A 24,060-nucleotide genomic window follows, 5' to 3' on the forward strand; every position below is an offset into this window, starting at 1 on the left:
GACAATAATCAATAGTAATGATAAAATAAGTAGAATACAAAAGGAAAAGGTAGGAGATTTATCTATGATTTATATTGGAGAAGATAATAGTTTAAAAGTAGATAGAAAAGTTGAATTTGGTTTTTATTTAACTGATGGTAACGGGAATGATATTCTATTACCAAATAATTTAATATTAAATGAAGAAATAGAAGTAGGAGAAGAAGTAGAAGTATTTGTATATAGAGATTCTAAGGATAGGCCAATTGCAACTATGAAAAAGCCATTGATAAAGGTTGGAGAAGTTGCTTATTTAGAAGTAGTTGGTCAAAGTTCCTTTGGAGCTTTTGCAAATATGGGATTAGATAGAGATATATTTATACCAATTAAAGAACAAAAGTTTAAGTTGGTAACAGGTAAGAAGTACTTGTTATATGCATATCTAGATAAAACTAATAGATTAGCAGCAACTACATATGTTGATCCTTACATAGAAAAAGGTGAAGGATTTAAAGTTGGTGATGAAGTAGAAGTTATAGCCTATGGAAAAGGCGGAGAAAAGACAATAAGAGTGGCTATTGATGGTAAATATGAAGCTATAATCTTAGGAAATGAACATTTTACAGATATATATCCAGGGGATAAGTTTAAAGGTAGAATTAAAAGAATATATGAAGATGGTATAATTGGTATAACTAATAGAAAGAAGAGACTTGATGAAAGAGAAATGTTAAAGGAATCTATAGTAAGCTATTTACTTGAAAATGATGGATATATGCCTTTTAATGATAAGAGCGCTCCTGAATTAATAAAAGAAACCTTCCATACATCTAAGAACTATTTTAAGATGGCACTTGGTGGATTAATGAAAGAAGGAAGAATAGAGCAAAATAGTGAAGGAACAAAATTAATTAAATAGATTTAGTTATTAGAGAAATCTTAATTAGATTTCTCTTTTTTGCTGTCTAGGAAAATATAAAATTTCAATTAGCTATAAATCAAAGGTATTATTACATTTTCATATTAAAAAATATAAAATAAAGAATAGTAATTTTATATTTTCCTTACCTTTAGTACCCGTGGGGTGGATATTTGTTTTGATGTGACTTGGAGCTTGCGACGGAACGAGAAAGATAAATATCTATGGCCCCTGCGACGGAAGAAGCAAAATAAATATCCGCTATACCTTTTTTGTTTTAATTATGTCACGGTGACATGAATAATTTAAAAATGTAAATTTGTCACCGTGAAGGGGACAAATATAAAAGTAAAATTTGTCATAGCAGAATGAAAAAAGAAGTAATGAAAGGTTAGGTGAAAATGTATACAATTAGACCATAGAAAGTAACGAGGGAGTGAAAATATGGTAGATGTTTTAGATATTAATAGAATTAGAGTTGGAGTAAAAGTTGAAACAAAAGAAGAAGTTTTAAAGCTCGTTTCGGAAATTGCTTTTAAAGATGAAATAGTAAAGTCAAAAGAAGAATATTTTAATGGACTTCTTGTAAGAGAAGAGGAGTGTACAACAGGTTTTGGAAAGGGATTTGCCATTCCTCATTGTAAAAGTAGTACTGTAAATAAAGCATCAGTAATAGTTTTAAAGTTAGATAATGAAGTGGAGTGGGAGTCAATGGATGATAAACCAGTCAATTTTGTTTTAGCTTTAGCAGTACCAGATACGGAAGCAGGTACAACTCATCTTAAGATATTATCCAAGATAGCTAGATTTTTAATGGATGATGAATTTACTATGAAACTTGAATCTTCCAAAAGTGAAGAGGAAATATATAAATATTTAATTGAAAGGTTAGAAGGAGGAAATTAATTATGTCAAAGAAAATAGTGGGAATTTGTGCTTGTCCAGTAGGGATTGCACATACTTATATGGCAGCAGATGCAATTGAAGCAGCAGCTAAAAAGTTAGGATATAAGAGTAAGGTTGAAACTCAAGGATCAACAGGAATTGAAGAAAAATTATCAGCAAAGGATTTAGAAGAAGCTGATTTAGTAATAATAGCAACAGCTGTTAAACTTCAAGAAGAAGATAGACTTAATGGATTTGAAGACAAAACTGTAAGAGTAACTTTAAAGGATGCTATTACTAAGTCAAAGGAAATTATTGAAGAAAATATTTAAATTATATACAACTAAAGAAAATAAAAATATTAATTTGAGGTGTAATCATGAGTAAAAGTACTTTAAAAGAAAAGTGGGGAGTAATGCAAAGCCACTTAATGACAGGAATTTCTTACATGATTCCAGTAGTTGTTGGTGCTGGTATGTTAATGGGTATTGGAGGAATTGCAGGTCAAATACTAAATGTAGAAATATGGAGTCCTGAGGCTTTAAATAGTTCTGATGCATTAGTTTCAACATTTGCATGGATAACACAAGTGGCAGGTAAAGGTTTAATGAACCTTATGTATCCAATATTTGCAGCTTTCTTAGCTTATGCAATTGGTGATAAGTTAGCTCTTGCCCCTGGTTTCTTAGGTGGTGTTCTAGCTTCTGAAATGGGATCAGGATTTGTAGGTTCAATTCTTATAGGTTTAGTTGCAGGATATTTCGTTAAGTTTGCTAATGAAAATATTAAGATTAAGAGAAAATATATTGGTATTAAAACAATGTTCATTATACCAGTATTAGGTGTTATTATTGCTAGTTTAGCAAGTAAATTTATCGTAGGACCAATAGGTGTTGGATTTATTAATGGTATTACAGCTATTATTAATGCAGTAGGACAAGCGGGTGGAGCAGCTCTTTCAGCTCTATTAGGTGGTGCAATGGCATTTGACCTTGGTGGTCCAGTTAATAAAACTGCTATGACAATTGGTATGCAATTAACTTCAGATACAGGCTTTACATACACTCCAGTATTACTAGGTATTTTAATTCCACCAATAGGAATAGGATTAGCTACAATTATTGATAAATTATTAGTTGGTAGAAAAGTATTTGATGATGGATTAGGCGGTTCAGGTCTTCCAAGTATGATTTTAGGTGTTGTTGGTATATCAGAAGGAGCAATTCCATTTATGATATCAGATCCACTAGGACAAATACCAATAAACGTTATAGGAGCTTCAATAGGTGCAAGTATTTCATTTGCTATGGGTTCATTTGCTCATATAGGTGTTCCAGCATCTATTTGGGGATGGCCTCTAATTGAGAGACCAGCAGGATTCTTCTTAGGTCTTTTAGCAGGTGTTATATTCGTAGCAGTAGCTTCAGTATTTAGAAGATTATCTATAGTGAAAAAAGAAGAAAAGGCTCAAGTTAAATAATATATAAACTATAGAATAATAGAGATAGGTAAAACTATCTCTATTATGTTATTATAATAACTGGCTAATTTTTAACATGTAAAGGAGAGTACAACGATGATTAGCGATAGGATGAGTAAGATAATAAAAGAATTAAATAACAGTAAGAAATCTTATATAAATAGTATTGAACTTGCAGACATGTTAGGAGTTAGCAGTAGAACTGTAAAGAGAGATTTAAAAGAGATAAGTGAAATCCTTAAGGATAATGGAGCTGAAGTTGAAGCTACTAATCAAGGGTATAGGCTAATAATTAATGAGGATGAGCTATTTTCCCAATTTATAGATGAAAATATTTCATCATCAGCAGAGGTAAGCGGAAAAAAATCTGATAAGGTTAATGGAATATTAGAATTATTACTTTCAAACCTATATATTAATCAGGATAAAATTGCTGATGAATTATATATAAGTAGGTCTTCTATAAATAAGGTAATGATGGATGTGAAAAATATCCTTTCAGAATATAAGATAACTATACAAAATAAACCTCACTATGGATATATACTTGAGGGAAATGAGATAGATATTAGAAATTGTATGGTTAGGTTCTTAACTCAGAGGAAGGAAGATAACTCTATACTTATATCAAATAGATTAGTAGGTTTTAAGGAAGAAGATTATTATAATTTATTAGAAGAGATTAAGAATATTTTTAAGGATCTTAAAATAAGAAAGAACGATATTGAAATTAACTATATAACTAGGTATATAGTTATAAGTATTTTTAGGGTCAAGTATAATTGTGAGATAGTACTTGATGATAATATAAATATTTCATTAGATAATAGCGTTATATCAGCTTCAAAGACAATAGCTAAGAAAATAAAGGAAAGATTTAAAGTTGAATTTACTTTTGAGGATATACTATATATTTCATACATTATAGGAAATAATCATATTGAAATAAAGGAACTTGATGATAGTGGTATATCTGTTGAGCAAATGGTTATTCATGCAATAGATAAAATAAAAAATGAATATGATATAGATTTCTTTAGAGATGGAACCTTATTAAAGGGATTAATAAATCATTTATATACTTCATATTCTAGATATTGTTTAAATGTAACTTTAGATAATCCACTTATTAATCTTATTAAGTCAAAGTATATAGAAGCATATAATTATTCAATATTATTTAGTAAAGTGTTTAAGGAAGAGTATGGAATTAGTATGACAGAAGAGGATATCGGATATATAGCTCTTCATTTTGCAGCATCTCTTGAGAGATATATTATGAATAATAGTCTGAAGGCGATTATTGTTTGTAGTAGTGGTGTAGGAACGGCAGAACTTTTAAAAACAAGAATTACAAAGAAGTTTCAAAATATAGCTATTAAGGGAGTATATCCTGCTTATATACTAGATTCACTTGAATTATCAGATATAGATTTAATAATATCCACTGTAAACTTAGAAGGAGTAAATTTAGAGAAGGAAGTTATAAATGTATCTCCATTACTTACAGATGAGGATGAAGAAAAGATAAATGAACATGTAAAAAAGCAAAGAGATTATGACTATCTTCAAAATCTAATGTCAGATGATTTGTTTTTTACAAATATAGAGGCAAGTTCTAAGGAAGAAGTAATAGAGATTATGACTAAAGCCATGATTGAAAGAGATATTATTACGGAAGAAACCAAGGAACAGATATTAAAGAGAGAAGAAATGTCTTCTACTGAAATAACTAATCTTGTTGCAATACCTCATTGTATAGCTAAAGAAAATAAAAATTCAGTTTTAGCTATTGGAATATTAAAAAGACCAATTATGTGGGACAAGTCTCAGGTTCAAATAGTATTTTTGGGAGTTTTAGACCCTCAGGTAAAGCAAAACAGAAAGGTATTTTCAATGTTATATAAACTTACGAAAAAGGTTGATAAGATCAAAGAATTAGTTAATATAGATGAACTTTCTTACTTTAAGAAAAAATTATTTAAATAGAAAAGGTGTAATTATGAATTTTAAAGATAAAATTGTATATCAAATATATCCTAAATCATTTAAAGATACTAATGGTAATGGAGTAGGAGATTTAAGAGGTGTAATAGAAAAGCTTGATTATATAAAGGAGTTAGGAGCTGATTATATTTGGCTTACACCATTTTATTGCTCTCCTCAGAAAGATAATGGATATGATATTTCTGATTATTATAATATAGATCCTATGTATGGAACTATGGATGACTTTGAGGAACTATCAAGAGAGTGCAAGAAAAGAGGAATAGATTTAATGCTTGATATGGTATTTAATCATACCTCTACTGAGCATGAATGGTTTAAGAGAGCATTAAAGGGAGAAAAGAAGTACAAGGATTATTATATATTTAAAAAAGGAAAGGCTAATGGTGAACCACCTACAAACTGGGAATCTAAGTTTGGTGGTAATGCATGGGAATATGTAGAGGAGCTTGGAGAATACTACCTACATCTATTTGATGTAACTCAGGCAGATTTAAATTGGGATAATCCAGAGTTAAGAGAAGAAATTTATAAGGTGGTAAATTTTTGGATAGATAAAGGGGTAAGAGGTTTCAGATTAGATGTTATAAATCTTATATCTAAGGAATCAACATTTGAGGATGATAACATAGGGGATGGAAGAAGATTCTATACAGATGGTCCTAATATACATAAATATTTGAAAGAATTAAATGAAAATACATTTGGAAGAGATGAAAATATAATTACTGTTGGTGAAATGTCATCCACAACTATTGAAAATTGTTTAAAATATTCAAATCCAGATGAGAAAGAACTGTCTATGGTTTTTAATTTTCATCATTTAAAGGTAGACTATATTAATGGAAACAAGTGGGATATAAAAGATTTTGACTTTATGGAGTTAAAGGAATTATTCAATAAATGGCAAACTGAAATGATAAATGGAAATGGATGCACTGCTGTATTTTGGTGTAATCATGATCAGCAAAGAATAAATTCTAGATTCTGTGATGTTAAGAATTATCATAGAGAATCTTCAACAATGTTAGCTAATGCTATTCATTTAATGAGTGGTGTTCCATACATATATCAAGGTGAAGAAATAGGAATGACAAATCCAGAGTTTACTTCAATATCTCAGTATGTTGACGTAGAATCAATAAACTTCTTTAATATGAAAAAGGAAGAAGGAGTAGATGAAGAGGGGATTTTAGATATATTAAGAAAAAGATCTAGAGATAACTCTAGAACTCCTATGCAGTGGGATGAAAGTGAAAATTCAGGATTTACAGAAGGAAAACCATGGATAAGCCTATCACCTAACTATAAGGATATCAATGTTAAAAAGGCATTAAGTGATAATAAATCTATATATTATTATTATAAAAAACTTATAGAAATAAGAAAAAGTGAAGCTGTTATTAGAGATGGTGATTATAAATTATTATTAAAGGAAAATGATAAGGTTTATGCATATGAAAGAAGCTTAAATAATGAAAGAATAATTTCCGTTAATAATTTCTATGGAGAAGAATGTATTATAAACTTAGCAGATGAAATTAAACATAATGGTAATTTCGATATTTTAATTTCAAATTATGACTTTAATCATAATGATTTAAGTAATATTAAGCTAAGACCATATGAAGCTTTTGCTATAAAATTAAAGTAGTATTGACAAAATATACTATTAGAGTTATTATTTAAGAAATTGAATAAGTAATAGAGGTAGAGGCGCTGGTTATTAAGAGTAATCTATAGGAGTGGGCACACTATGATAATAGATGAAAGGAATGCTAGCCGAAGGAGATAGAGGCAAAACTATTTTCTGGGTATGCAAATAATATTTGTATAACTGTCACGTAAGTGGAGGGCTACACAGATTTAAATATCTATATGTATAATCTATTAGTATAAATACTCTACCCATCATTGTTTTAATGATGGGTATTATTTTTTAAATAGATTTGCCCTTACCTTAATAAATAGGGGGTAAGAAATATGAAAGTAAAAGGACTTTGGGTGCCAGTTGTGACACCATTTGAAAATGATGAATTAGATATGGTATCTTATGAAAAGTTGGTAAATCATTATATAAATGAAGGGGTACATGGCTTAATGCCATTAGGTACAACTGGTGAAACACCAACTCTTTCAGAAAAGGAATATGAAGAGATAGTATCTAAAACAATGGAAGTGGTAAATGGAAGAGTACCTGTAATAATTGGACTAGGTGGAAATTGTACAAGAAGTGTAATTGATAAATTGAAAGTTGCTGAAAGGCATAAGGTACAAGGAATACTATCTGTAAGTCCATATTATAATAGACCAGATCAAAGGGGAATATATGAGCACTTCAAGAAAATATCTGAAAGTACTGATTTAGATATTGTATTATATAATATTCCATATAGGACTGGAAGAAACATGGAAAATGAAACGATCCTAAAATTATCAGAAGAGAAAAATATAGTTGGGGTAAAAGATGCATCTGGAGATTTTAATAAAACTATAGAGCTTTTGTTAAATAAGCCAGATGAGTTTAGTGTATTATCAGGAGAAGATAATTTGTTTTATAGTTCATTATTGCTAGGTGGGGATGGTGGAGTAACAGCATCAGCACATTTAAAAACTAGAGATTTTATAAAAGTGTATGATTATATACAAAATAATGATTCGAAAGCGGCTTTAGAAATATGGAAGGAGATTTCTCCTATGATTCCTTTACTATTTAAAGAGCCTAATCCAACACCTATAAAATATATGTTAAAGAAAATAGGATTAATTAATTCTGATGAAGTTAGACTACCATTAGTACCAATATCACAAGAATTAAGAAATGAATTAGATAGTAATATTGTGTTATAAGAAAGAAAGGTATTTCGTCCTAAAGGATGAAATACCTTTTGTTTAATTGGTGGATGGAGTTTATGAGAATTATTAAAGTTGGTATACTATTAGTAAATAAAAACTAATGAGAGAGGTATTTATATTATGAAATATGGGTATTATAAATCTCCAATTGGAATAATTGAAATAAAAGAGGAAGATGGATATATTATATCTACAGGTTTTGTAGAAACTATGAAAAGTGAGGATGAAAGTGAGGAAATTTCAAGATGTAAGATACAGCTTGAAGAGTATTTTCAAGGGAAAAGAAAGAACTTTGATATAAAGATAAAGTATACTGTAGGAACTGAATTTCAAAGAAAAGTTTGGGATAAGCTAAAAGAGATTAGTTATGGAGAAAAAGTTTCATATAAGCATATAGCTAAAGAAATAGGGAATGAAAAGGCATCAAGAGCAGTTGGTGGTGCTAATAATAAAAACCCAATAGGAATTATAATTCCTTGTCATAGGGTTGTAGGGTCAAATAGTAAGTTAGTTGGATATGCTGGTGGATTAGATAAAAAGCAATATTTATTAGAATTAGAAAGTAAACATAAATAGTATTTTTTTAATGGGGTTATACTTATAATATAGAAAGTATGTTTGTAAGGAGAATTTGCATGATTGAGAGAATTGAAGAGATAACCTTATATGTAAAAGATCAAGAGGTATCAAAAGAATTTTGGACAAAGAAGATAGGTTTTATAGTAAAGGAGGAGCATCCATTGGGGCCTAATATGAAATGGGTTGAGGTAGGTCCTGCAAATGATGAGTCTACGAATATAGTACTCTATGATATTAATAAAATGTCTATAAAGAATAAGATTATAGATGTTAGTCATCCTTCTTTATTATTTAAGGCAGTAAAAATAGAAGAAACATATAAAAAGTTTAAAGAAAGAGGAATTAAGGTAGGTGAATTTTTAGAATTACCAACTGGAAGAATGTTCACCTTTAAGGATCCTGATGGAAATAGTTATATAGTTAGGGAAGATAATAAAGGAGTTATGCTTCATTAGCAAAGTGTAAAAAGAGAAATCTATTTGGTTTCTCTTTTTTGTATGTAGGTAGACAAGTTATAGATAACTTCAGCATTTAAGTAATATATAAATTTATTTATATTAATATATAAAGGTGGTATAATAGGTGTTTGGTTAAGGGGATGATTATGAAAGTAGGTTATTAAAAGAACTGCTAAAACATTAAGTGAGGTTTAGAATGAAAGGACTAGAAGATATAACTTTAAATGCAGCAAAATTCTATAAAAGAAGAAGAAATAATTGGAGATTAAATTATCACTTAGAAGCACCATTTGGTCTTATAAATGATCCTAATGGATTAGCCCAATATAAGGGGAAATATTATATATTCTTTCAATGGAATCCCTTTGGATGTGAACATAAATTTAAACATTGGGGACTATTTACTACAGAGGATTTTATTAATTATTCATACCCTAAAGCGGTATTAGCTCCTAATAATAGGTATGATAAAAATGGAGTGTATTCAGGGAGTGGATATGCTATGGAAGATAGACTAGAGCTTTTATATACAGGGAATGTTAAAAATAAGTACGGAAAAAGAGAATCTTATCAATGTAGAGCAATATGTGATGAGTATGGTAACGTAGAGAAAAAAGGGATAGTTGTAGGTAAAATACCTAAGGGATATACAGCCCATTTTAGAGACCCTAAGATATTTGAGAGAAATGGTAAATATTATTTTGTTATTGGTGCTCAGACAAAAGATTTAAAAGGTAGGGCACTTTTATACAGTTCAGAGAATTTTGAAAAGTGGAATTATGAAGGTGAAATAAAGACTTCATATGATGACTTTGGATACATATGGGAATGTCCAGCCTTACTTAATATAGAAGGAAAGGATGTCTTAATATTTTCACCTCAAGGTTTAGAAAGAGAAGAATTTAGATATCAAAATATATATCAAGCAGGATATATAGTTGGTGAATTAAATTTTGATACATTAGAGTTTAATCATGGAGAGTTTAAGGAGTTAGACTTTGGCACTGATTTTTATGCTCCACAAAGTTTTAAAGATGAAAAAGGTAGAGAAATAATGCTTGGATGGATGGGGTTACCTGAGGAGGAGCAATATCATCCAACAGGAAATAAAGGATGGGTACATTGCTTAACCATGCCAAGAGAGTTAAAGCTTATAGATGGTAAGCTAATTCAAAAACCTTTAATAGAAATGAAGGAACTAAGAAAAGGTAAGATAGAAAGCTTAGAAAAGGTAGAAATAGTATCTTGGAAAAGTGATAATGTTAGAGAAAATTCTTATGAGCTTGTTTTAGATGTGGAAAAATGCGAAGCATCGATTTTGGAAATAAGGCTAGCCCTTGGAGAAAGAGAATATACATCATTAAAAATAGATTTTACTAATAATTATGGAATATTTGATAACAGTGCAATGGCAAAAGGATTAAAAAGTGTTAGAAAGTTTAAACTAAATAATTTTAATGATAAAATTAAGATTCATATGTTTATGGATAAATCTGCTGTGGAGATATTCTTAAATGATGGAGAAACTGTTGTTTCAAGTAGAATTTATCCTAAGGAAGGTAGTACTGGACTAGAATTTATATCTTATGAGGGAAAAGTTAAAATTGATAAATTAGATATCTGGAGTTTAGAGGCATTTAAGTTTGATGAGTAAAGTATTATGTATGGTGATATTAATATTTAATAGAGGCAGCGACGGAGAATATAGATTTGAATAAAATTAGCAAGGATGATATAATTCATTTTGGTTTTGCAACAGGATTTTAGAAGATTTGGAGGGGAGATAAAATGGCAAAGAAAACTACAAGTAATACTAATGATTTCCTTTTTCAAGTAAAGAAGAATACTTCTCATAAAATTTATCCATTACTTGTTGATTTGGTTAATGAAGGAAGACAAGATTTAGCAGAGATAATCACAAAGATAGATTATCTTTTAGAATATACAAGTACATGTATAAAACAGAAAGATTTTAGAGAAGCAAAGGAATCTATAAAAAAAGTTGAAGATAGAATGAAAATTCTAAAGGATAATAATGTTGATACAGATTATTTAGATTATTTATATGAAGGTATAAAGAAAAAGATAAAATAAAGATGAACTACTCATTTATGGGTAGTTCATCTTTATTTGTTTGTTGAAAAATATGGTATTATATTAGTGAAAGGAATAAAAGGGAAAGGGGAATATTTATGAATAAAGTGGACGAAATAATAAATAATATGGAAAAAATTATGGTTGGAAAGAGGAAAGTAATAGAGAGAATAGTAATTGCTTTACTTACCAATGGACATGTTCTTATAGAAGATGTTCCTGGAGTGGGGAAGACACAATGCGTTGGTGCTTTGGCAAAGTCTGTATCAGGAACTTTTAATAGGGTTCAATTTACTCCAGATGTAATGGCATCAGATATTACCGGGTTTACAATGTATAATCCTTCTATAGGAAAGTTTATTTATAAATCAGGAGCAGCAAGTTGTAACTTTTTACTGGGTGATGAAATTAATAGAGCATCAGCAAAGACGCAATCTAGTCTTTTAGAAGTAATGGAAGAAAGGCAAGTTACAATAGATGGGGTTACAAGAAAGGTACCAGAACCATTTATGGTTTTAGCTACACAAAATCCTATTGAGAGTAAAGGGACTAATAAATTACCTGAAGCCCAAATGGATAGATTTCTATTTAAGCTTTCTATAGGATATCCAACTAAATCAGGAGAGAAGGAAATACTTGATAGATTTGCAGGTGAAAATCCATTAAATAATCTTGGAGCCGTAGTTACAACCGAAGATATAATTAGTATGCAGAAGGAAATTGAAGAAGTTAGAGTAAGTGATAATATAAAGGATTTAATTATTAATATAGTTACTTCAACAAGAAATAACCCTAAAATAACTTTAGGGGCTAGTCCAAGAGGAAGCTTACAATTACTAAAAGCATCAAAGGCAGTAGCTTATTTACAAGGAAGGGATTATGTAATTCCAGAGGATGTAAAGGAAGTTAGCGTTGATGTTTTATCTCATAGAATAATTTTATCTTCTGGTGCAAGAGTAAAGGGGCAAAATTCTTCAGATATAGTTTTAGAGTGTGTAAATAATGCTATAAAAAATACTAGCAAGGTGTTAAATGGGTAATTGGATTTCATATATAATAATTTTAATTTTATCCTATATTTTTACCTATATCTTTGAATTAAAAGAGAATTATGTATTACTATACATGATTATAATTGCACCTATTCTTGATGGATTATTATTTATTTACTTTAGAAGGGTTTTAGATGCTAAGGTTACGTGTGAAGTTGATAGTGTTGAAAAGAATAATTGTTTTTTATGCAATGTAGAGATAGAGAATCATGGGTGGGTACCAATACCTTTTGTAGATTATGAAATTAACTATAATAACAATGTTATTTCAGATAAAAATAATATAACAAGACTATCAATAGGAGGAAGAGAAAAAGAAGAATTAGAAATAAGTTTTAAGGCTATTCATAGAGGCATTGGTGAAATTGAACTTTCATCAATATGTATAAGAAGCTTGCTAGGGTTATTTAAAAAGAATCTTGAGAGTGAAGAATGTATAAATAAAATAGCCATTTTACCATCATTAATAGAGTTAGATGGTAGTGATTATTTAGTTGATAATAAATTTGAAGAATCACAAGAGGATGATGGAGAAACAAATTTAATAGTTGGTGAACCAGGATATGAATTCAAAGAGTATTCAGAGGGAGATCCTTTAAATCGAGTTAATTGGAAGTTATCATCAAAAAAGAATATATTAATGATTAGAAAAAGCATAAGTAATGATGTTAATAAAAAAGTAGTGATTTTAGATCCTCTTATCTTAAAGTCTAAGAATGTGGAATTAATTGGAGATTTAATTATAGAAAGTTTTATAAGTATTATAAACTTATTTATGAACAGTGACTTAGAAATGGATATTGTTATAAGGGAAATGACTGGATGGAGAATACTTTCATCAAGTGATATGGAAAACATAGTTTGGTTACAAAACTATTTTAGTTCCTATGAGTTTATATATTCTAAAAATGATAGATTTAGAAAATTAGCTTTAAATGAAGATAAAAAATCTGATTATATAATTTTTACAGATAATAAAGATAATGAACTTGGAGAGCTTGTAAGATCTTTGGAAGTTAGAAATGATAGGGTTATAGTTGTTAGTAATGATAAAAGAAAAGCCTTCGAGGAAGAGCTATACTTAAAAATGGATTATAGCTTGGAAAGGATATGATATGAGGGAATTTAAAAATCATTTATTAGATAATATGCTATCCTTTTTCTTCATACTTATTGGAAGTGAGATTTTATTTTATTCAATCTATAGAAGGTTTAATATATTTTATTCAATTATAATTGGAGTCTTAGTTCTAGGATATTTCAGTTTATATAAGTTGGTAGTTGATTGGAAAAGAAGGGGGATATTCTTATACTTAGTAGTTGGTATATTATCTATAGGAATTACTTATTTTTTAGTTAGTGTTAGTGATTTAATGGTAGAAGAAACCTTTTATCAATGGGCATTTGGTGGTGGTGGAGTAGTAGGAGATTATTTAGGATATATATTTGGTGCAATTGTTTTGATATCTTTTACCTTTTCATCTTTAGGATACTATTTTACAGTAAATATTTCTAGAAAGCCTATGGTATTTCTTATGTCCCTTATAGTATTAGTTTCTTATATAAAAGGTGCATATCTTCAAAGAACTTTATTCACTAATATTGTAGTATTTCTATTTATAATTTTAATAATTTCTCTATTTATTGAAGGAACAAAAAAAGATGGGCTATCAATAGATAAGATAATAAATATAAAGAAAAAAGATTATTTTAAGGTTACGGTAGCCTTTTGCGGATTAATTTTTTTTATAGCATACTTTTTGCCGATGCCAGATAGATTACCTCGAAATGAGTTTCTTGATAATGTAAGAAGAATTACAAATTCATACATGGGTACATCAAACCTTTCTGGATTCAATGTAAAGGAGAATTCTATTAGAGAAATAAATCAATCTACAAGGATAAATTCAAATAATATTGTTTATACAGTGCAAGGAGAAGATGTACGGTATTTAATAGACCATTCATTTGATAAATTTGAAAATGGAATGTGGCAATATAAAACAGAGGACTTTAAAACTGGTGAGCTAATTATGTCCCCTTATAAAAAATATGAAATTGATTCTGGCATTTATTTTTTAGGAAAAATAGATAAAGGTAACAAGGATTATGGTAATTTAATCAAAAAAAGAGATGATAAATTATATAAAAAGTTATCAATTCAAAAAAATGATAGTGATAGCTATTATTTATCCCATCCTTCTAATACTTTGTCAGCTGAAATCTCAAGTTTAGATGGTGAAGTAAGATACTTGTATTTAAACCAATTTGAACAGTTATTTTTAAGTGATGAAAGTTTTAGAAATGGTGAAGTTTATAATATTGAATATATAAATGATGAACCATCAGAAAACACAGCTGAAGAGGCATTAATGAAATATATGAATTTAGATAGATACAATGGATTAATGCTTGAGGGTGGAGTAAGTAATAAATGTGAGTATAGTGATTTGATAGATGAGGTATATCTTGATATAGAGGATGATGTTACTGATAGAATGAAAAATCTAGCTAATGAATTAACTAAGGATAAGGAATCTAATTATGATAAGGCAGCTAGTATTAGGGATTTCTTTTTATCAGGGGAGTATGTATATAGTTTAGAGTTACCTGTAAATAGAGAAAAGGGAAGTTATATTGATTACTTTATATTTGAAGGGAAAGAAGGATATTGCGTTCAATATGCAACAGCCATGACTTTACTTTGTAGAGCAAGTGGAATTCCTGCAAGGTATGCAGAGGGATATCTTGTTACAGAAAAAGGTGAAAATGGAAATTATGTAGTAAGAGAGTCGGATGGACATGCATTTGTACAAGTTTTTATACCAGGGTATGGTTGGAAAATATTTGATCCAACACCATCTTCAGAGGATGGAGAAGTAGATGGTATTAAAGAAAATAATGCAGGTAGTGGTGGTAGTCTTTCAGGATTAAAGGTTAGCTTTACATTATTTGTGTTAGGTGTTTTATTTATAATACTTATTGTTGGACTTGTATACTTAATTTTATATTTAACTAAACGAAATAGATTTTTATATAGAATTAAGAAGTACAATAAGGAAGAAAGCTTTGAAGCCTTAATAAAGGATAGTATTGAGTTGCTTGGAAAAGTAGATATAGAACCCTATGCAGGGGAAACTGAACTTATATTTGCTCAAAGGGTAGAATCACATATAGATGTTGGCTTTTTAAACTTGATGAAGAGTTATTATGAATATAAGTATGCATTTAAAGAGGTGTTTAAGAAAGATTTAGAAGAAGCATATAGGGTTAATAAGGAAATTCATGATTATATAAAAAGATAAGGAAAACAGGAGGTGATTTCCACCTCCTGTTTTCTTTCCTCATTATCATGAAAATTAACGCCTATGTCTATGACGACTATGTCTGTTAATATCAGAATCACCATTATTCATAGGATTATTCATGCCGTTCATTCCACCTTGATTTCCCATGAACATATCCATTAAAGGATTACTCATACCATTGTTCATACCATTATTCATCCCACTATTCATACCGTTCATGTTGTTGTTCATGTTGTTCATACCATTCATACCGTTCATATTAGGGGATTGTCCTTGTTGAGACATCATGTTGTTGAGCATATCCATTAGTGGGTTATTATTATTCATATTTCCACCATTGTTTCCCATAGGATTATTCATATTATTCATGGGATTTCCATTACCTCTGTTCATGTTTTGCATCATACTCATGAGAGGATTCATATTATTGTTATTATTATTTCTTCCACCATTCATACCGCCCATTAACATACTTAGAAGTGGGTTTCCGCCACCCATCATAGGGGTATTACCCCCCATCATAGGATTACCTCCACCTCTATTGCCCATAAGCATACTCATTAGTGGATTTCCTCCCATCATTCCACCACCAGGGCCCATTCCACCCATCATGTTGCCAAATAACATGTTTAATAAAGGATTCATATTTTCACCTCAATACAGTTATTACTGTTTCTATATACTATTTAAATACTAGGGGTTTTGATACACAAAGAATGATTTTATCACTTTAAATATATATTATTAAAGAGGTATAATATATAGAGAAGGCGTGGTGGACATTTATTTTGCTTGTTCCGTCGCTACGCTCCAAGTCACAGTAAAACAAATATCCACCACACTCGTACTAAAAGTAATTAATTAAACTAATATTTGGGAGGTTATAAAGCATATGAAAAACTTTCATTATTCAATACCAACAGAAGTTTATTTTGGAAAGGGTCAAATTAAAAATTTAGGAAAAGAATTAATTAAGTATGGTAAAAAAGTACTTATGGTTTACGGTGGAGGAAGTATTAAGAAAATAGGATTATATGATGATGTTAAAAGAATTTGTGGTGAAAATAACATAGAGTGTTTTGAATTGTCAGGTGTAGAGCCTAATCCAAGAATTACAAGTGTTAGAGAAGGAATTAAAATTTGTAGAGAAAATAGCATAGATATGGTTTTAGCTGTTGGAGGAGGAAGTACAATAGATTGTACAAAAGTTATTGCAGCAGGAGTAAATTATGATGGTGATCCATGGGATATTGTTATGGATCCAAGTAAAATAGGGGAAGTATTACCTATATTAAGTATTCTTACATTGTCAGCAACAGGTTCAGAAATGGATGCCTTTGCGGTAATTTCAGATACCCAAAGTAATAATAAAATAGGACTTGGACATGAAAAAATGAAGCCAAGAGTATCAATACTTGATCCAGAATACACATACTCTGTTCCAAAGAACCAAACAGCAGCAGGTACAGCAGATATAATGAGTCACATATTTGAGGTGTATTTTAATACGACTGAAGGCACATTCATGCAAGATAGATTATGTGAAGGATTATTAAAAACTTGTATTAAGTATGGAAAAATAGCAATTGAGGATCCTAAAAACTATGAGGCTAGAGCTAACCTTATGTGGACATCAAGCTGGGCTATAAATGGGTTATTAACATATGGTAGAGGCGGGGAATGGAGTGTTCACCCTATGGAGCATGAATTAAGTGCTTTCTATGATATAACTCATGGAGTGGGATTAGCTATACTTACTCCACATTGGATGGAATATGTACTTAGTGATAAAACATTAGATAAGTTTGTTGAGTATGGCGTTAATGTTTGGGGAATAAATCCAGGTCTTGATAAAAACGATATTGCTCATATGGCAATAGAAAAAACAAGAGAGTTCTTTAAGGAATTAGGAATACCATCATCATTAGGTGAGTTAGGAATTGGCGAAGAAAAACTAGAAATAATGGCTAAACAGGCAGTTAGATTTGATCTAGATAAAGGATATATGCCTTTAGATTGGGAAGATGTTTATTATATTTATAAAAGAGCCTTATAAATTTACGGGAGAAATTGCTTTGCAGTTTCTCCTTAATTATTCCTAGATTGTAAACTGATAATACGAAATGAGTTGACAATGGCTTATTCCAATATTATACTTAACAAGAAAAAAGTTTTAGGGGGCATTAAAATGAGGTTATCTGTTAGGGAAATGATAATGGTTGGAGTTGGAGCAGCATTAATGGCTGTATTTTCTCAATTATCAATACCATTACCATCAGTACCACTAACTTTACAGGTTTTTGGGGTTGTAATTATATCTGTTATATTAGGAAAGAAATTGGGGACCTTGTCCATTATTGTATTTATGTTGTTAGGTGCTATAGGGCTACCTGTATTCGCTAGTTTTACTGGTGGATTAAATATAATAACTGGAGCCACAGGAGGATATATAATAGGATTTGTATTTATGGCTTTTATTATTGGATATTTTATAGAAAAAGATAAGAAGTCTTTAGCTTTTATAGGAGCATACCTTGGGTTAGCTGTGGATTATGTATTTGGAGTGCTTCAGCTTAAGCTATTAATGGGCCTCACTTTAGAAGGGGCATTAGTAGCTGGATTATATCCATTTATAATTAAGGATTTAATTTTAACAGCTTTAGGAGTAATGGTAGCATTATCTATAAGAAATAGAGTTGTTAGAGTGATAAGGGTAAAATAAAAGGCATACATTAGACAATGCATGCCCCATATAAGTAATTTTAACCCGGCTACTTCTTCGTTATGGAAAAACTACTATCTTGGCCGGTATTTTATAAAAGTTGTGTTGATTACCTTCTAAATGAGTAGTCAAATTTAAAACTTTTAAATTACTTACATTATTATAATTCCACAAAGAATTATTTTTATTCTAAAAAGGAAGGGTACTTTTGAAAAAATTATTTTTTAAAAATACCCTTCTTTTTTATGCATAGGAAAATATAAAATCAAGCAAAATAAATGTCCACCTAACCTTTTTAAGTTAATTATTTGTAAAGTAGATGAAAGAGTTGTTATAATGAATTTGTTGGTTAGAATTGAGAAAGGGGTGATATTAGTGATTTTTTCTACACTTGAAATTAATGATAGTGATCCAATATATATTCAATTGGAAAGACATATCATAGATGGAATAAAAAAAGGTGATTTAAAAAAGGATAGTAAGTTACCATCCACAAGAGAAGTAAGTAATTATCTAAAAATAAGTAGAAATTCAGTAATATCTGCATATGAAAATCTAGAAAGCAAAGGGTATATTCTAACTAAGAGAGGAAAGGGAACTTTTATAGCTGTTGAAGGAGAAAAGCAGGTATATGAGTATAATGTTGAATGGGATAACCTAGTTAATAAATATGGGAAGGTATTAAGAGAAAAGGATATTATTAAAAGTGAACCTAAATTTAAAAGAGGTATGATATCATTTAAGTCTATTGCGCCAGAAAGTGAACTATTTAACTTGGAAGATTTTAAAAGGGCTTTAATGGATTCTTGGACTTACGAAGAGGTTCATTTGTTAAATTATGGATATGCAAAAGGGTACCAACCCTTAATTGATTATTTGTTTGAATATATGGAAGAAAAGGGCGTTAGTAAAGAAAATAAAGATATATTAATAACCAATGGTTTTACAGAGGGATTTGATATTATACTAGCATCATTAACTTCTCCAGGAGATGTTATTTTATGTGAGGAACCAACTAATAATACAGCTCTTAAAGTTATGGAGGCTTATGGTCTGAAGGTTGTTGGGGTTCCAATGGATAAGGATGGAATGGTAATAGAGGATTTAAATAAGACATTACAGTTATATAGCCCTAAATTGGCATATTTAATTCCTTCGTATAATAATCCAACAGGGATAGTAATGAACTCTGAAAGAAGAAAAGAAATATATAAGATTTTTAGAGAACACTCCATTCCAATAATAGAAAATGGGTTTAACGAGGAATTATTGTATTCAAGTTCTCCTTTAGAGCCTTTAGCAGCCTTAAGTGGAAGGGGAAATGGTGTAGTTTATATAGGAAGCTTATCAAAGGTTTTATTTCCTGGGTTAAGAATTGGTTGGATAATGGGAGATAAGAAACTTATTGATATCTTAGAAAGTGTGAAAAGAGGAAGAACTATACATTCGTCATTTCTAGATCAAAGTGCCTTCTACTACTATTTAAAAAGTGGAGCTTTTACTAGATATATAAAGAATATTAGAAAATATTATAGGAATAAATACAATTTAATAATGGAGATGGTTAATAAGCATATTCCATATGAATATGTTACAGGAGAAGGTGGCTTATATGTATTTATTAAGCTTAAAAATAATATTAGCTCCAGAGAGTTATTGAATCTTTGTTATGAAGATGGAGTATTATTTATGCCAGGAGATTTATTCTATAATAATTTTAAAGGGGAGTCTTCCTTAAGGTTAGGGTTTGGAAGGGTAAGCGATGATGATATAAGAATTGGAATAGAAATAATAGGTAAGAATATAGAGGTATTAATGAAGCAGAAAGGTTTATGAAGGTGAGTTAGGTGACTGAAAAGTTATATTATAAAGATGGATATTTAAAAGAATTTACAGCAAATATAATGGAATATACAAAAGAGGATAATAAGCATTCTGTGGTTTTAGATAGAACTGCATTTTTCCCAGGTGGGGGAGGGCAATGGTGTGACTTAGGATACATTGATGAAATAAGAGTTTTAGATGTAATAGAAGATAAAAATAAGATTTATCATATTTTAGAGAGTGAGCCTAAAAGGACAGAAAATATAAAGTGTACCATTGATTGGAGCAGAAGATTTGATGGAATGCAACAACATTTAGGACAACATTTATTATCAGGATGTTTTTATACATTATTTAATGCAAATACATGTGGAATACATATTGGTAATGAAATAAGTACTGTAGATATTGTAGGAACAATAGAAGAAGAGAAGATAAGAGAAGCTGAAAAAATGGCAAATAGAGTTATTTGCGAAAATCATAAAGTTGAGTTTTTAATGACTAATAGAAAAGAAGCAAAAAAGATGGGACTTAGAAGGGATTTAGCTACTAAAGATGATGAGATTAGAATAGTTAAAATTGATGATATTGATATTAATGCATGTTGTGGAATTCATCCAAATAATACTTTAGACCTTCAATTAATTAAGATAAAAGGCTTTGAAAAGCATAAAGGAAATACAAGAATAACATATCTTACAGGTAGTAGGGCTATAAATGATTACTTACATAGAGATTTTGTTCTAGATAATATATGTTTAAGTTTAAGCTCTGGAACAGATGATGTAGTTAATAGTTTAAGTAAACTTGTAGATAACTACAATTCATTAAAAGGTGATTATAGCAAAGTAAGGGCAAAGTTAGGGGAATACGAGATAAAAGAATTAGTTTCTAATGGGGAGACTATAAAGAATGTTGTTTTAATAAACAAAATTTTTGATAATGAAGAAATGAAAAATCTTAATAAATTAGCAACTGCTATATGTGAAGATGAAAATAGAATAGTTTTATTTGGAACAAGGGATAAAGAAAAGTGTAACCTTTTATTTGCATGTTCAAAGAATATGAAGGGGTTAAATATGGGAGCACTTTTAAAGGATTCTATAACTCTTGTAGATGGTAAAGGTGGAGGAAGCCCTTTATTAGCACAAGGTGGAGGAAAAAATGTTTTAAATTTAGAATGTGCTATAGATTATGCTATTAGAAGATTAAAAGAAAATATTTAAGGTGATACATATGGATATTATGAAAATATTAAACAATGATTTAGAAGGTATGAGTGAAGAGGAGAAGCAGTATGTAAATGTCTTTTCAGAAAAATTAAAAGATAAAATTATAGATGATTTAGTAGAGGTAGAGGAGAATAGAATAATAAGTTTAATTAAAGAAAATAAAGAGGGATATAAGGATTTAATTTATTCTATATATTCAGAGGGAATTAGAGGTTATAAATCGATGAATATACAGTTGCTAATTAACATATATATTGATAAGTGTGGTGATGAAAAATTAATTACTACGATTAATGATATAATTTTGTAGTTTTTTGTAGTCTATATTTTAATAAATAGTAATTAATTTGTAACTACTATTCATACCCTTAAGAACTATAATATTAGTGAAGGAAGTAGTGGAGGTAGTAAAAATGGACAAGTATAGAAGAGCTAGATTAAGTAAAAAGAGAAATTCAAAAAAAATGAAAGTGGTATTAGTAGTGTGCTTTACACTAGTATTATTAATGATACCTACTTTTATATATATTGATTATAGATTAAAGGGTGAAAATCAGATAGTTTCAGCACAACCAGAGCAAGAAGAGGATAATACTGAAAAAGAGCCTGAAAAACCAAAACTAGATAATAGTGGGTACTTAACTTTGGAAGAAGATGAAAATGCAGATAGTGCTCAAATGGTTTCAGAAAATACTAATGGCTTATTAACAGGAACTAAAACTTATCCAGTTAGAACAGATGGCAAAAAAGTTGCATATTTAACTTTCGATGATGGTCCATCAACAACTAATACACCAGAAGTATTAAAGGTACTGGACAAGTATAATGTAAAAGGAACCTTCTTTGTGTTAGGAACTTCTCTTAAGGATAATACACAAGCACAAGAGATATTAAAAACAATAGCTGGAAGTGGACATGCTATAGCAAATCACACATATAGTCATGATTACAAATATTTATATCCTAATAGAGTAATGAACGTTGAAAATATAACTAATGATATAGAAAAGAATAATGCTTTACTTAAAGAGATATTAGGTAAAGATTTTGATACTAAAACAATTAGATTCCCAGGTGGTTACTGGTCTTGGAAGGGCAGACAACCAATGAAAGATAAAATGATTGAAAAAGGTTATTGTAATATTGATTGGAATGCTTTAAATGGTGATGCAGAAGGAAAGAAAAAGGATGCTACAGGATTATTTGAAAAATTAAAGAGTAGCGTAGAGGAATTAGGACCTAATGCAGATAGTGTTGTAATATTAATGCATGATACTTACGGTAAAGAAGAGACAGTAAAAGCATTGCCACAAATAATTGAATATTTACAAGGTAAGGGATTTGAATTTAGAACAATGAAATAAATATAATTAAGATTAGGAAAACTCAAGCGGTTGCTTGAGTTTTTTTATTTTATATTTGGAGATGGGGCGAATTGTGTGTATATACATATCATAAGTATTAAGGAGAAAATATAAGGAATTAGGAATAAATAAAAAGGAAGATTTATATGTATATAAGGATATGTATAATCTTCTGTAATTACAAGTGATGGAGGAGTAGTTATGGGGAAAGTTATATTTATCAATGAAAGGGTGGAGATTAACATGGATAATATTAGATTTCAAGTTGATAGCATCATAGAAGAATATACAGATGGAAGTTTACCTATAGACCCTGTAGTTATTGCTAAAAAGGTTGGAATACCTATATCACAAGTTAATTTTAAATCTGTAAAGGGGTCAGCTGTTTTAGGTGGGATTAAAAAGAATAAGGAAAATATAAGCATATATATTAATGCAAATGATAGTATGGCAAGAAAGCGATTTACAATTGCACATGAGTTAGGACATTATTTTTTAAATCATATTAATAATAAAGGAGAATTTGTAGATCTTCATAGAGATGTACTAGCTGTTAAGTCAAAAGAAGAACAAGAGGCAAACGAGTTTGCAGGATGTTTACTTATGCCAGAAAAGAAACTAGTAGAAAAATTTGATCAATTAAGAAAGCTTAATTTTGGGACAGGCATAATTGAAATGGAATTATCAAGAATATTTAAAGTTTCTCAATCAGCTATGAATGTAAGACTTAAAAGATTAAATTTAAAGTAGGTGAATGGGATGGGTGAAGAGAAGTATAATGATGGTTTTGATTATAATGATCCAGAAGAATTAGGACTAGATGATTTAATAAATTTTGATTATGAGACGCCAATTACAAGAACAATATCTGAAAAGGAAAAACAAGAATATAAAGAAACAGATGATAGAATTCAGGTTCTTACTATTTGGAAGGATGAAAAGAAAACAGAACAAAGGATGAAGCAAGGATTATCTTTAGGGATTAGTATAATTCTTGTTATACAAGTTATATTTATAAATGTTGTAGTATGGAAAATCGGAAAGGGAGAAATGGATTTTGATGAATGGACTATAAGATTATTTATTACGGGGATATTTGCAGAAATAGTTGCACTTGTTAAAATAGTAATAAATAATCTTTTTCCTAAGAGTGGTAATAAAGATTTTATGGATTTTATTAATACTTTCTATTTTAATAAGGGAAATAATAATAGTGCTGAAGAAAATAATAAGGTTATACATAAAGAAAAAGGCAACTAAATATACATTATGTATTAATTTAAGGTGAAAGTGGGGATGAT

Annotated in this window: 23 protein-coding genes and 1 riboswitch; of the genes, 22 read left to right on the forward strand and 1 reads right to left on the reverse strand. The window is 29.5% G+C overall.

Annotated features, from left to right (window positions below; translation table 11 throughout):
- Window positions 1-64 precede the first annotated feature (64 nt).
- The 14 genes from I4V16_RS12960 (at window position 65) to I4V16_RS13025 (ending at window position 15,614) form a co-directional block, all read left to right on the forward strand.
- Window positions 65-898 carry a S1-like domain-containing RNA-binding protein gene (locus tag I4V16_RS12960; RefSeq protein ID WP_049179460.1) on the forward strand — a complete coding sequence of 278 codons (834 nt, stop codon included), beginning with the start codon at window positions 65-67 and terminating at the stop codon, window positions 896-898.
- 444 nt (window positions 899-1,342) lie between these two features.
- Complete coding sequence (locus tag I4V16_RS12965) at window positions 1,343-1,804, forward strand: PTS sugar transporter subunit IIA (protein ID WP_111937430.1); 462 nt, start codon at window positions 1,343-1,345, stop codon at window positions 1,802-1,804.
- A gap of 2 nt (window positions 1,805-1,806) precedes the next feature.
- Window positions 1,807-2,115 (forward strand): fructose PTS transporter subunit IIB, encoded by a 309-nt coding sequence (locus I4V16_RS12970; protein ID WP_049177376.1) that lies wholly within the window; start codon window positions 1,807-1,809, stop codon window positions 2,113-2,115.
- A 47-nt stretch (window positions 2,116-2,162) separates the two neighbouring features.
- Complete coding sequence (locus I4V16_RS12975; RefSeq protein WP_195966886.1) at window positions 2,163-3,263, forward strand: PTS fructose transporter subunit IIC; 1,101 nt, start codon at window positions 2,163-2,165, stop codon at window positions 3,261-3,263.
- Between the two features lie 96 nt (window positions 3,264-3,359).
- Window positions 3,360-5,252, forward strand: a complete 1,893-nt coding sequence (locus tag I4V16_RS12980; protein WP_099330088.1) for a BglG family transcription antiterminator — start codon at window positions 3,360-3,362, stop codon at window positions 5,250-5,252.
- 10 nt (window positions 5,253-5,262) lie between these two features.
- On the forward strand, window positions 5,263-6,924 hold the full coding sequence (treC, locus tag I4V16_RS12985; protein ID WP_099330093.1) for an alpha,alpha-phosphotrehalase: 1,662 nt from the start codon (window positions 5,263-5,265) through the stop codon (window positions 6,922-6,924).
- A gap of 49 nt (window positions 6,925-6,973) precedes the next feature.
- Window positions 6,974-7,137: riboswitch (Lysine riboswitch) on the forward strand.
- Between the two features lie 116 nt (window positions 7,138-7,253).
- On the forward strand, window positions 7,254-8,120 hold the full coding sequence (dapA, locus tag I4V16_RS12990; RefSeq protein ID WP_099330089.1) for a 4-hydroxy-tetrahydrodipicolinate synthase: 867 nt from the start codon (window positions 7,254-7,256) through the stop codon (window positions 8,118-8,120).
- Between the two features lie 126 nt (window positions 8,121-8,246).
- Window positions 8,247-8,702 carry a methylated-DNA--[protein]-cysteine S-methyltransferase gene (locus I4V16_RS12995; RefSeq protein WP_049177383.1) on the forward strand — a complete coding sequence of 152 codons (456 nt, stop codon included), beginning with the start codon at window positions 8,247-8,249 and terminating at the stop codon, window positions 8,700-8,702.
- A gap of 59 nt (window positions 8,703-8,761) precedes the next feature.
- Complete coding sequence (locus I4V16_RS13000) at window positions 8,762-9,160, forward strand: VOC family protein (RefSeq protein WP_049177384.1); 399 nt, start codon at window positions 8,762-8,764, stop codon at window positions 9,158-9,160.
- Window positions 9,161-9,359: 199 nt separating this feature from the next.
- Window positions 9,360-10,817: a sucrose-6-phosphate hydrolase gene (locus I4V16_RS13005; RefSeq protein ID WP_195542486.1), complete on the forward strand. Its 1,458-nt coding sequence runs from the start codon at window positions 9,360-9,362 to the stop codon at window positions 10,815-10,817.
- A 134-nt stretch (window positions 10,818-10,951) separates the two neighbouring features.
- Entirely contained in the window at window positions 10,952-11,257 is a 306-nt protein-coding gene (locus tag I4V16_RS13010; protein WP_049177387.1) for a hypothetical protein, read from the forward strand.
- Between the two features lie 98 nt (window positions 11,258-11,355).
- Window positions 11,356-12,297 (forward strand): MoxR family ATPase, encoded by a 942-nt coding sequence (locus I4V16_RS13015; RefSeq protein WP_099330091.1) that lies wholly within the window; start codon window positions 11,356-11,358, stop codon window positions 12,295-12,297.
- 85 nt (window positions 12,298-12,382) lie between these two features.
- Complete coding sequence (locus tag I4V16_RS13020; protein ID WP_161799070.1) at window positions 12,383-13,423, forward strand: DUF58 domain-containing protein; 1,041 nt, start codon at window positions 12,383-12,385, stop codon at window positions 13,421-13,423.
- Window position 13,424: 1 nt separating this feature from the next.
- Entirely contained in the window at window positions 13,425-15,614 is a 2,190-nt protein-coding gene (locus I4V16_RS13025) for a transglutaminase-like domain-containing protein (RefSeq protein ID WP_049177391.1), read from the forward strand.
- A 54-nt stretch (window positions 15,615-15,668) separates the two neighbouring features.
- Here I4V16_RS13025 and I4V16_RS13030 read toward each other — a convergent pair whose 3' ends face one another.
- Window positions 15,669-16,262, reverse strand: coding sequence for an RNA-binding protein (locus tag I4V16_RS13030; protein WP_195542497.1), 594 nt, complete (start codon window positions 16,260-16,262; stop codon window positions 15,669-15,671).
- A gap of 247 nt (window positions 16,263-16,509) precedes the next feature.
- Here I4V16_RS13030 and I4V16_RS13035 point away from each other — a divergent pair, with 247 nt between their 5' ends.
- The 8 genes from I4V16_RS13035 to I4V16_RS13070 all read left to right on the forward strand — a co-directional run bounded on the left by I4V16_RS13035 (window position 16,510) and on the right by I4V16_RS13070 (window position 24,019).
- The gene (locus tag I4V16_RS13035; protein ID WP_049177393.1) at window positions 16,510-17,673 is read left to right on the forward strand and encodes an iron-containing alcohol dehydrogenase; all 1,164 of its coding nucleotides are present in this window, start codon (window positions 16,510-16,512) and stop codon (window positions 17,671-17,673) included.
- 132 nt (window positions 17,674-17,805) lie between these two features.
- Window positions 17,806-18,339, forward strand: coding sequence for a biotin transporter BioY (locus tag I4V16_RS13040; protein ID WP_065423154.1), 534 nt, complete (start codon window positions 17,806-17,808; stop codon window positions 18,337-18,339).
- 375 nt (window positions 18,340-18,714) lie between these two features.
- A complete protein-coding gene (locus tag I4V16_RS13045) occupies window positions 18,715-20,175 on the forward strand; it encodes a PLP-dependent aminotransferase family protein (protein WP_195542498.1) in 1,461 nt (486 codons plus the stop codon).
- Window positions 20,176-20,243: 68 nt separating this feature from the next.
- Entirely contained in the window at window positions 20,244-21,389 is a 1,146-nt protein-coding gene (locus I4V16_RS13050; protein ID WP_049177416.1) for a DHHA1 domain-containing protein, read from the forward strand.
- A 10-nt stretch (window positions 21,390-21,399) separates the two neighbouring features.
- Window positions 21,400-21,705 carry a hypothetical protein gene (locus I4V16_RS13055; RefSeq protein ID WP_049177397.1) on the forward strand — a complete coding sequence of 102 codons (306 nt, stop codon included), beginning with the start codon at window positions 21,400-21,402 and terminating at the stop codon, window positions 21,703-21,705.
- Between the two features lie 103 nt (window positions 21,706-21,808).
- A complete protein-coding gene (locus tag I4V16_RS13060) occupies window positions 21,809-22,759 on the forward strand; it encodes a polysaccharide deacetylase family protein (protein WP_049177398.1) in 951 nt (316 codons plus the stop codon).
- Window positions 22,760-22,960: 201 nt separating this feature from the next.
- The gene (locus I4V16_RS13065) at window positions 22,961-23,509 is read left to right on the forward strand and encodes an ImmA/IrrE family metallo-endopeptidase (RefSeq protein WP_049177400.1); all 549 of its coding nucleotides are present in this window, start codon (window positions 22,961-22,963) and stop codon (window positions 23,507-23,509) included.
- 9 nt (window positions 23,510-23,518) lie between these two features.
- A complete protein-coding gene (locus I4V16_RS13070) occupies window positions 23,519-24,019 on the forward strand; it encodes a hypothetical protein (RefSeq protein ID WP_111937432.1) in 501 nt (166 codons plus the stop codon).
- Window positions 24,020-24,060 lie beyond the last annotated feature (41 nt).

It is taken from the genome of Clostridium sp. 1001283B150210_160208_E6 (assembly GCF_015669365.1).
GTDB classification, from domain to species: domain Bacteria; phylum Bacillota; class Clostridia; order Clostridiales; family Clostridiaceae; genus Clostridium; species Clostridium paraputrificum.

What these genes read in the sequence shown, in the direction of transcription:
- I4V16_RS12960 (WP_049179460.1), top strand. Translation starts at nt 65, where the DNA reads ATGATTTATATTGGAGAAGATAATAGTTTAAAAGTAGATAGAAAAGTT.
- I4V16_RS12965 (WP_111937430.1), top strand. Translation starts at nt 1,343, where the DNA reads ATGGTAGATGTTTTAGATATTAATAGAATTAGAGTTGGAGTAAAAGTT.
- I4V16_RS12970 (WP_049177376.1), top strand. Translation starts at nt 1,807, where the DNA reads ATGTCAAAGAAAATAGTGGGAATTTGTGCTTGTCCAGTAGGGATTGCA.
- I4V16_RS12975 (WP_195966886.1), top strand. Translation starts at nt 2,163, where the DNA reads ATGAGTAAAAGTACTTTAAAAGAAAAGTGGGGAGTAATGCAAAGCCAC.
- I4V16_RS12980 (WP_099330088.1), top strand. Translation starts at nt 3,360, where the DNA reads ATGATTAGCGATAGGATGAGTAAGATAATAAAAGAATTAAATAACAGT.
- dapA (WP_099330089.1), top strand. Translation starts at nt 7,254, where the DNA reads ATGAAAGTAAAAGGACTTTGGGTGCCAGTTGTGACACCATTTGAAAAT.
- I4V16_RS12995 (WP_049177383.1), top strand. Translation starts at nt 8,247, where the DNA reads ATGAAATATGGGTATTATAAATCTCCAATTGGAATAATTGAAATAAAA.
- I4V16_RS13000 (WP_049177384.1), top strand. Translation starts at nt 8,762, where the DNA reads ATGATTGAGAGAATTGAAGAGATAACCTTATATGTAAAAGATCAAGAG.
- I4V16_RS13005 (WP_195542486.1), top strand. Translation starts at nt 9,360, where the DNA reads ATGAAAGGACTAGAAGATATAACTTTAAATGCAGCAAAATTCTATAAA.
- I4V16_RS13010 (WP_049177387.1), top strand. Translation starts at nt 10,952, where the DNA reads ATGGCAAAGAAAACTACAAGTAATACTAATGATTTCCTTTTTCAAGTA.
- I4V16_RS13015 (WP_099330091.1), top strand. Translation starts at nt 11,356, where the DNA reads ATGAATAAAGTGGACGAAATAATAAATAATATGGAAAAAATTATGGTT.
- I4V16_RS13020 (WP_161799070.1), top strand. Translation starts at nt 12,383, where the DNA reads ATGATTATAATTGCACCTATTCTTGATGGATTATTATTTATTTACTTT.
- I4V16_RS13025 (WP_049177391.1), top strand. Translation starts at nt 13,425, where the DNA reads ATGAGGGAATTTAAAAATCATTTATTAGATAATATGCTATCCTTTTTC.
- I4V16_RS13030 (WP_195542497.1), bottom strand. Translation starts at nt 16,262, where the DNA reads ATGAATCCTTTATTAAACATGTTATTTGGCAACATGATGGGTGGAATG.
- I4V16_RS13035 (WP_049177393.1), top strand. Translation starts at nt 16,510, where the DNA reads ATGAAAAACTTTCATTATTCAATACCAACAGAAGTTTATTTTGGAAAG.
- I4V16_RS13040 (WP_065423154.1), top strand. Translation starts at nt 17,806, where the DNA reads ATGAGGTTATCTGTTAGGGAAATGATAATGGTTGGAGTTGGAGCAGCA.
- I4V16_RS13050 (WP_049177416.1), top strand. Translation starts at nt 20,244, where the DNA reads ATGGAATATACAAAAGAGGATAATAAGCATTCTGTGGTTTTAGATAGA.
- I4V16_RS13055 (WP_049177397.1), top strand. Translation starts at nt 21,400, where the DNA reads ATGGATATTATGAAAATATTAAACAATGATTTAGAAGGTATGAGTGAA.
- I4V16_RS13060 (WP_049177398.1), top strand. Translation starts at nt 21,809, where the DNA reads ATGGACAAGTATAGAAGAGCTAGATTAAGTAAAAAGAGAAATTCAAAA.
- I4V16_RS13065 (WP_049177400.1), top strand. Translation starts at nt 22,961, where the DNA reads ATGGGGAAAGTTATATTTATCAATGAAAGGGTGGAGATTAACATGGAT.
- I4V16_RS13070 (WP_111937432.1), top strand. Translation starts at nt 23,519, where the DNA reads ATGGGTGAAGAGAAGTATAATGATGGTTTTGATTATAATGATCCAGAA.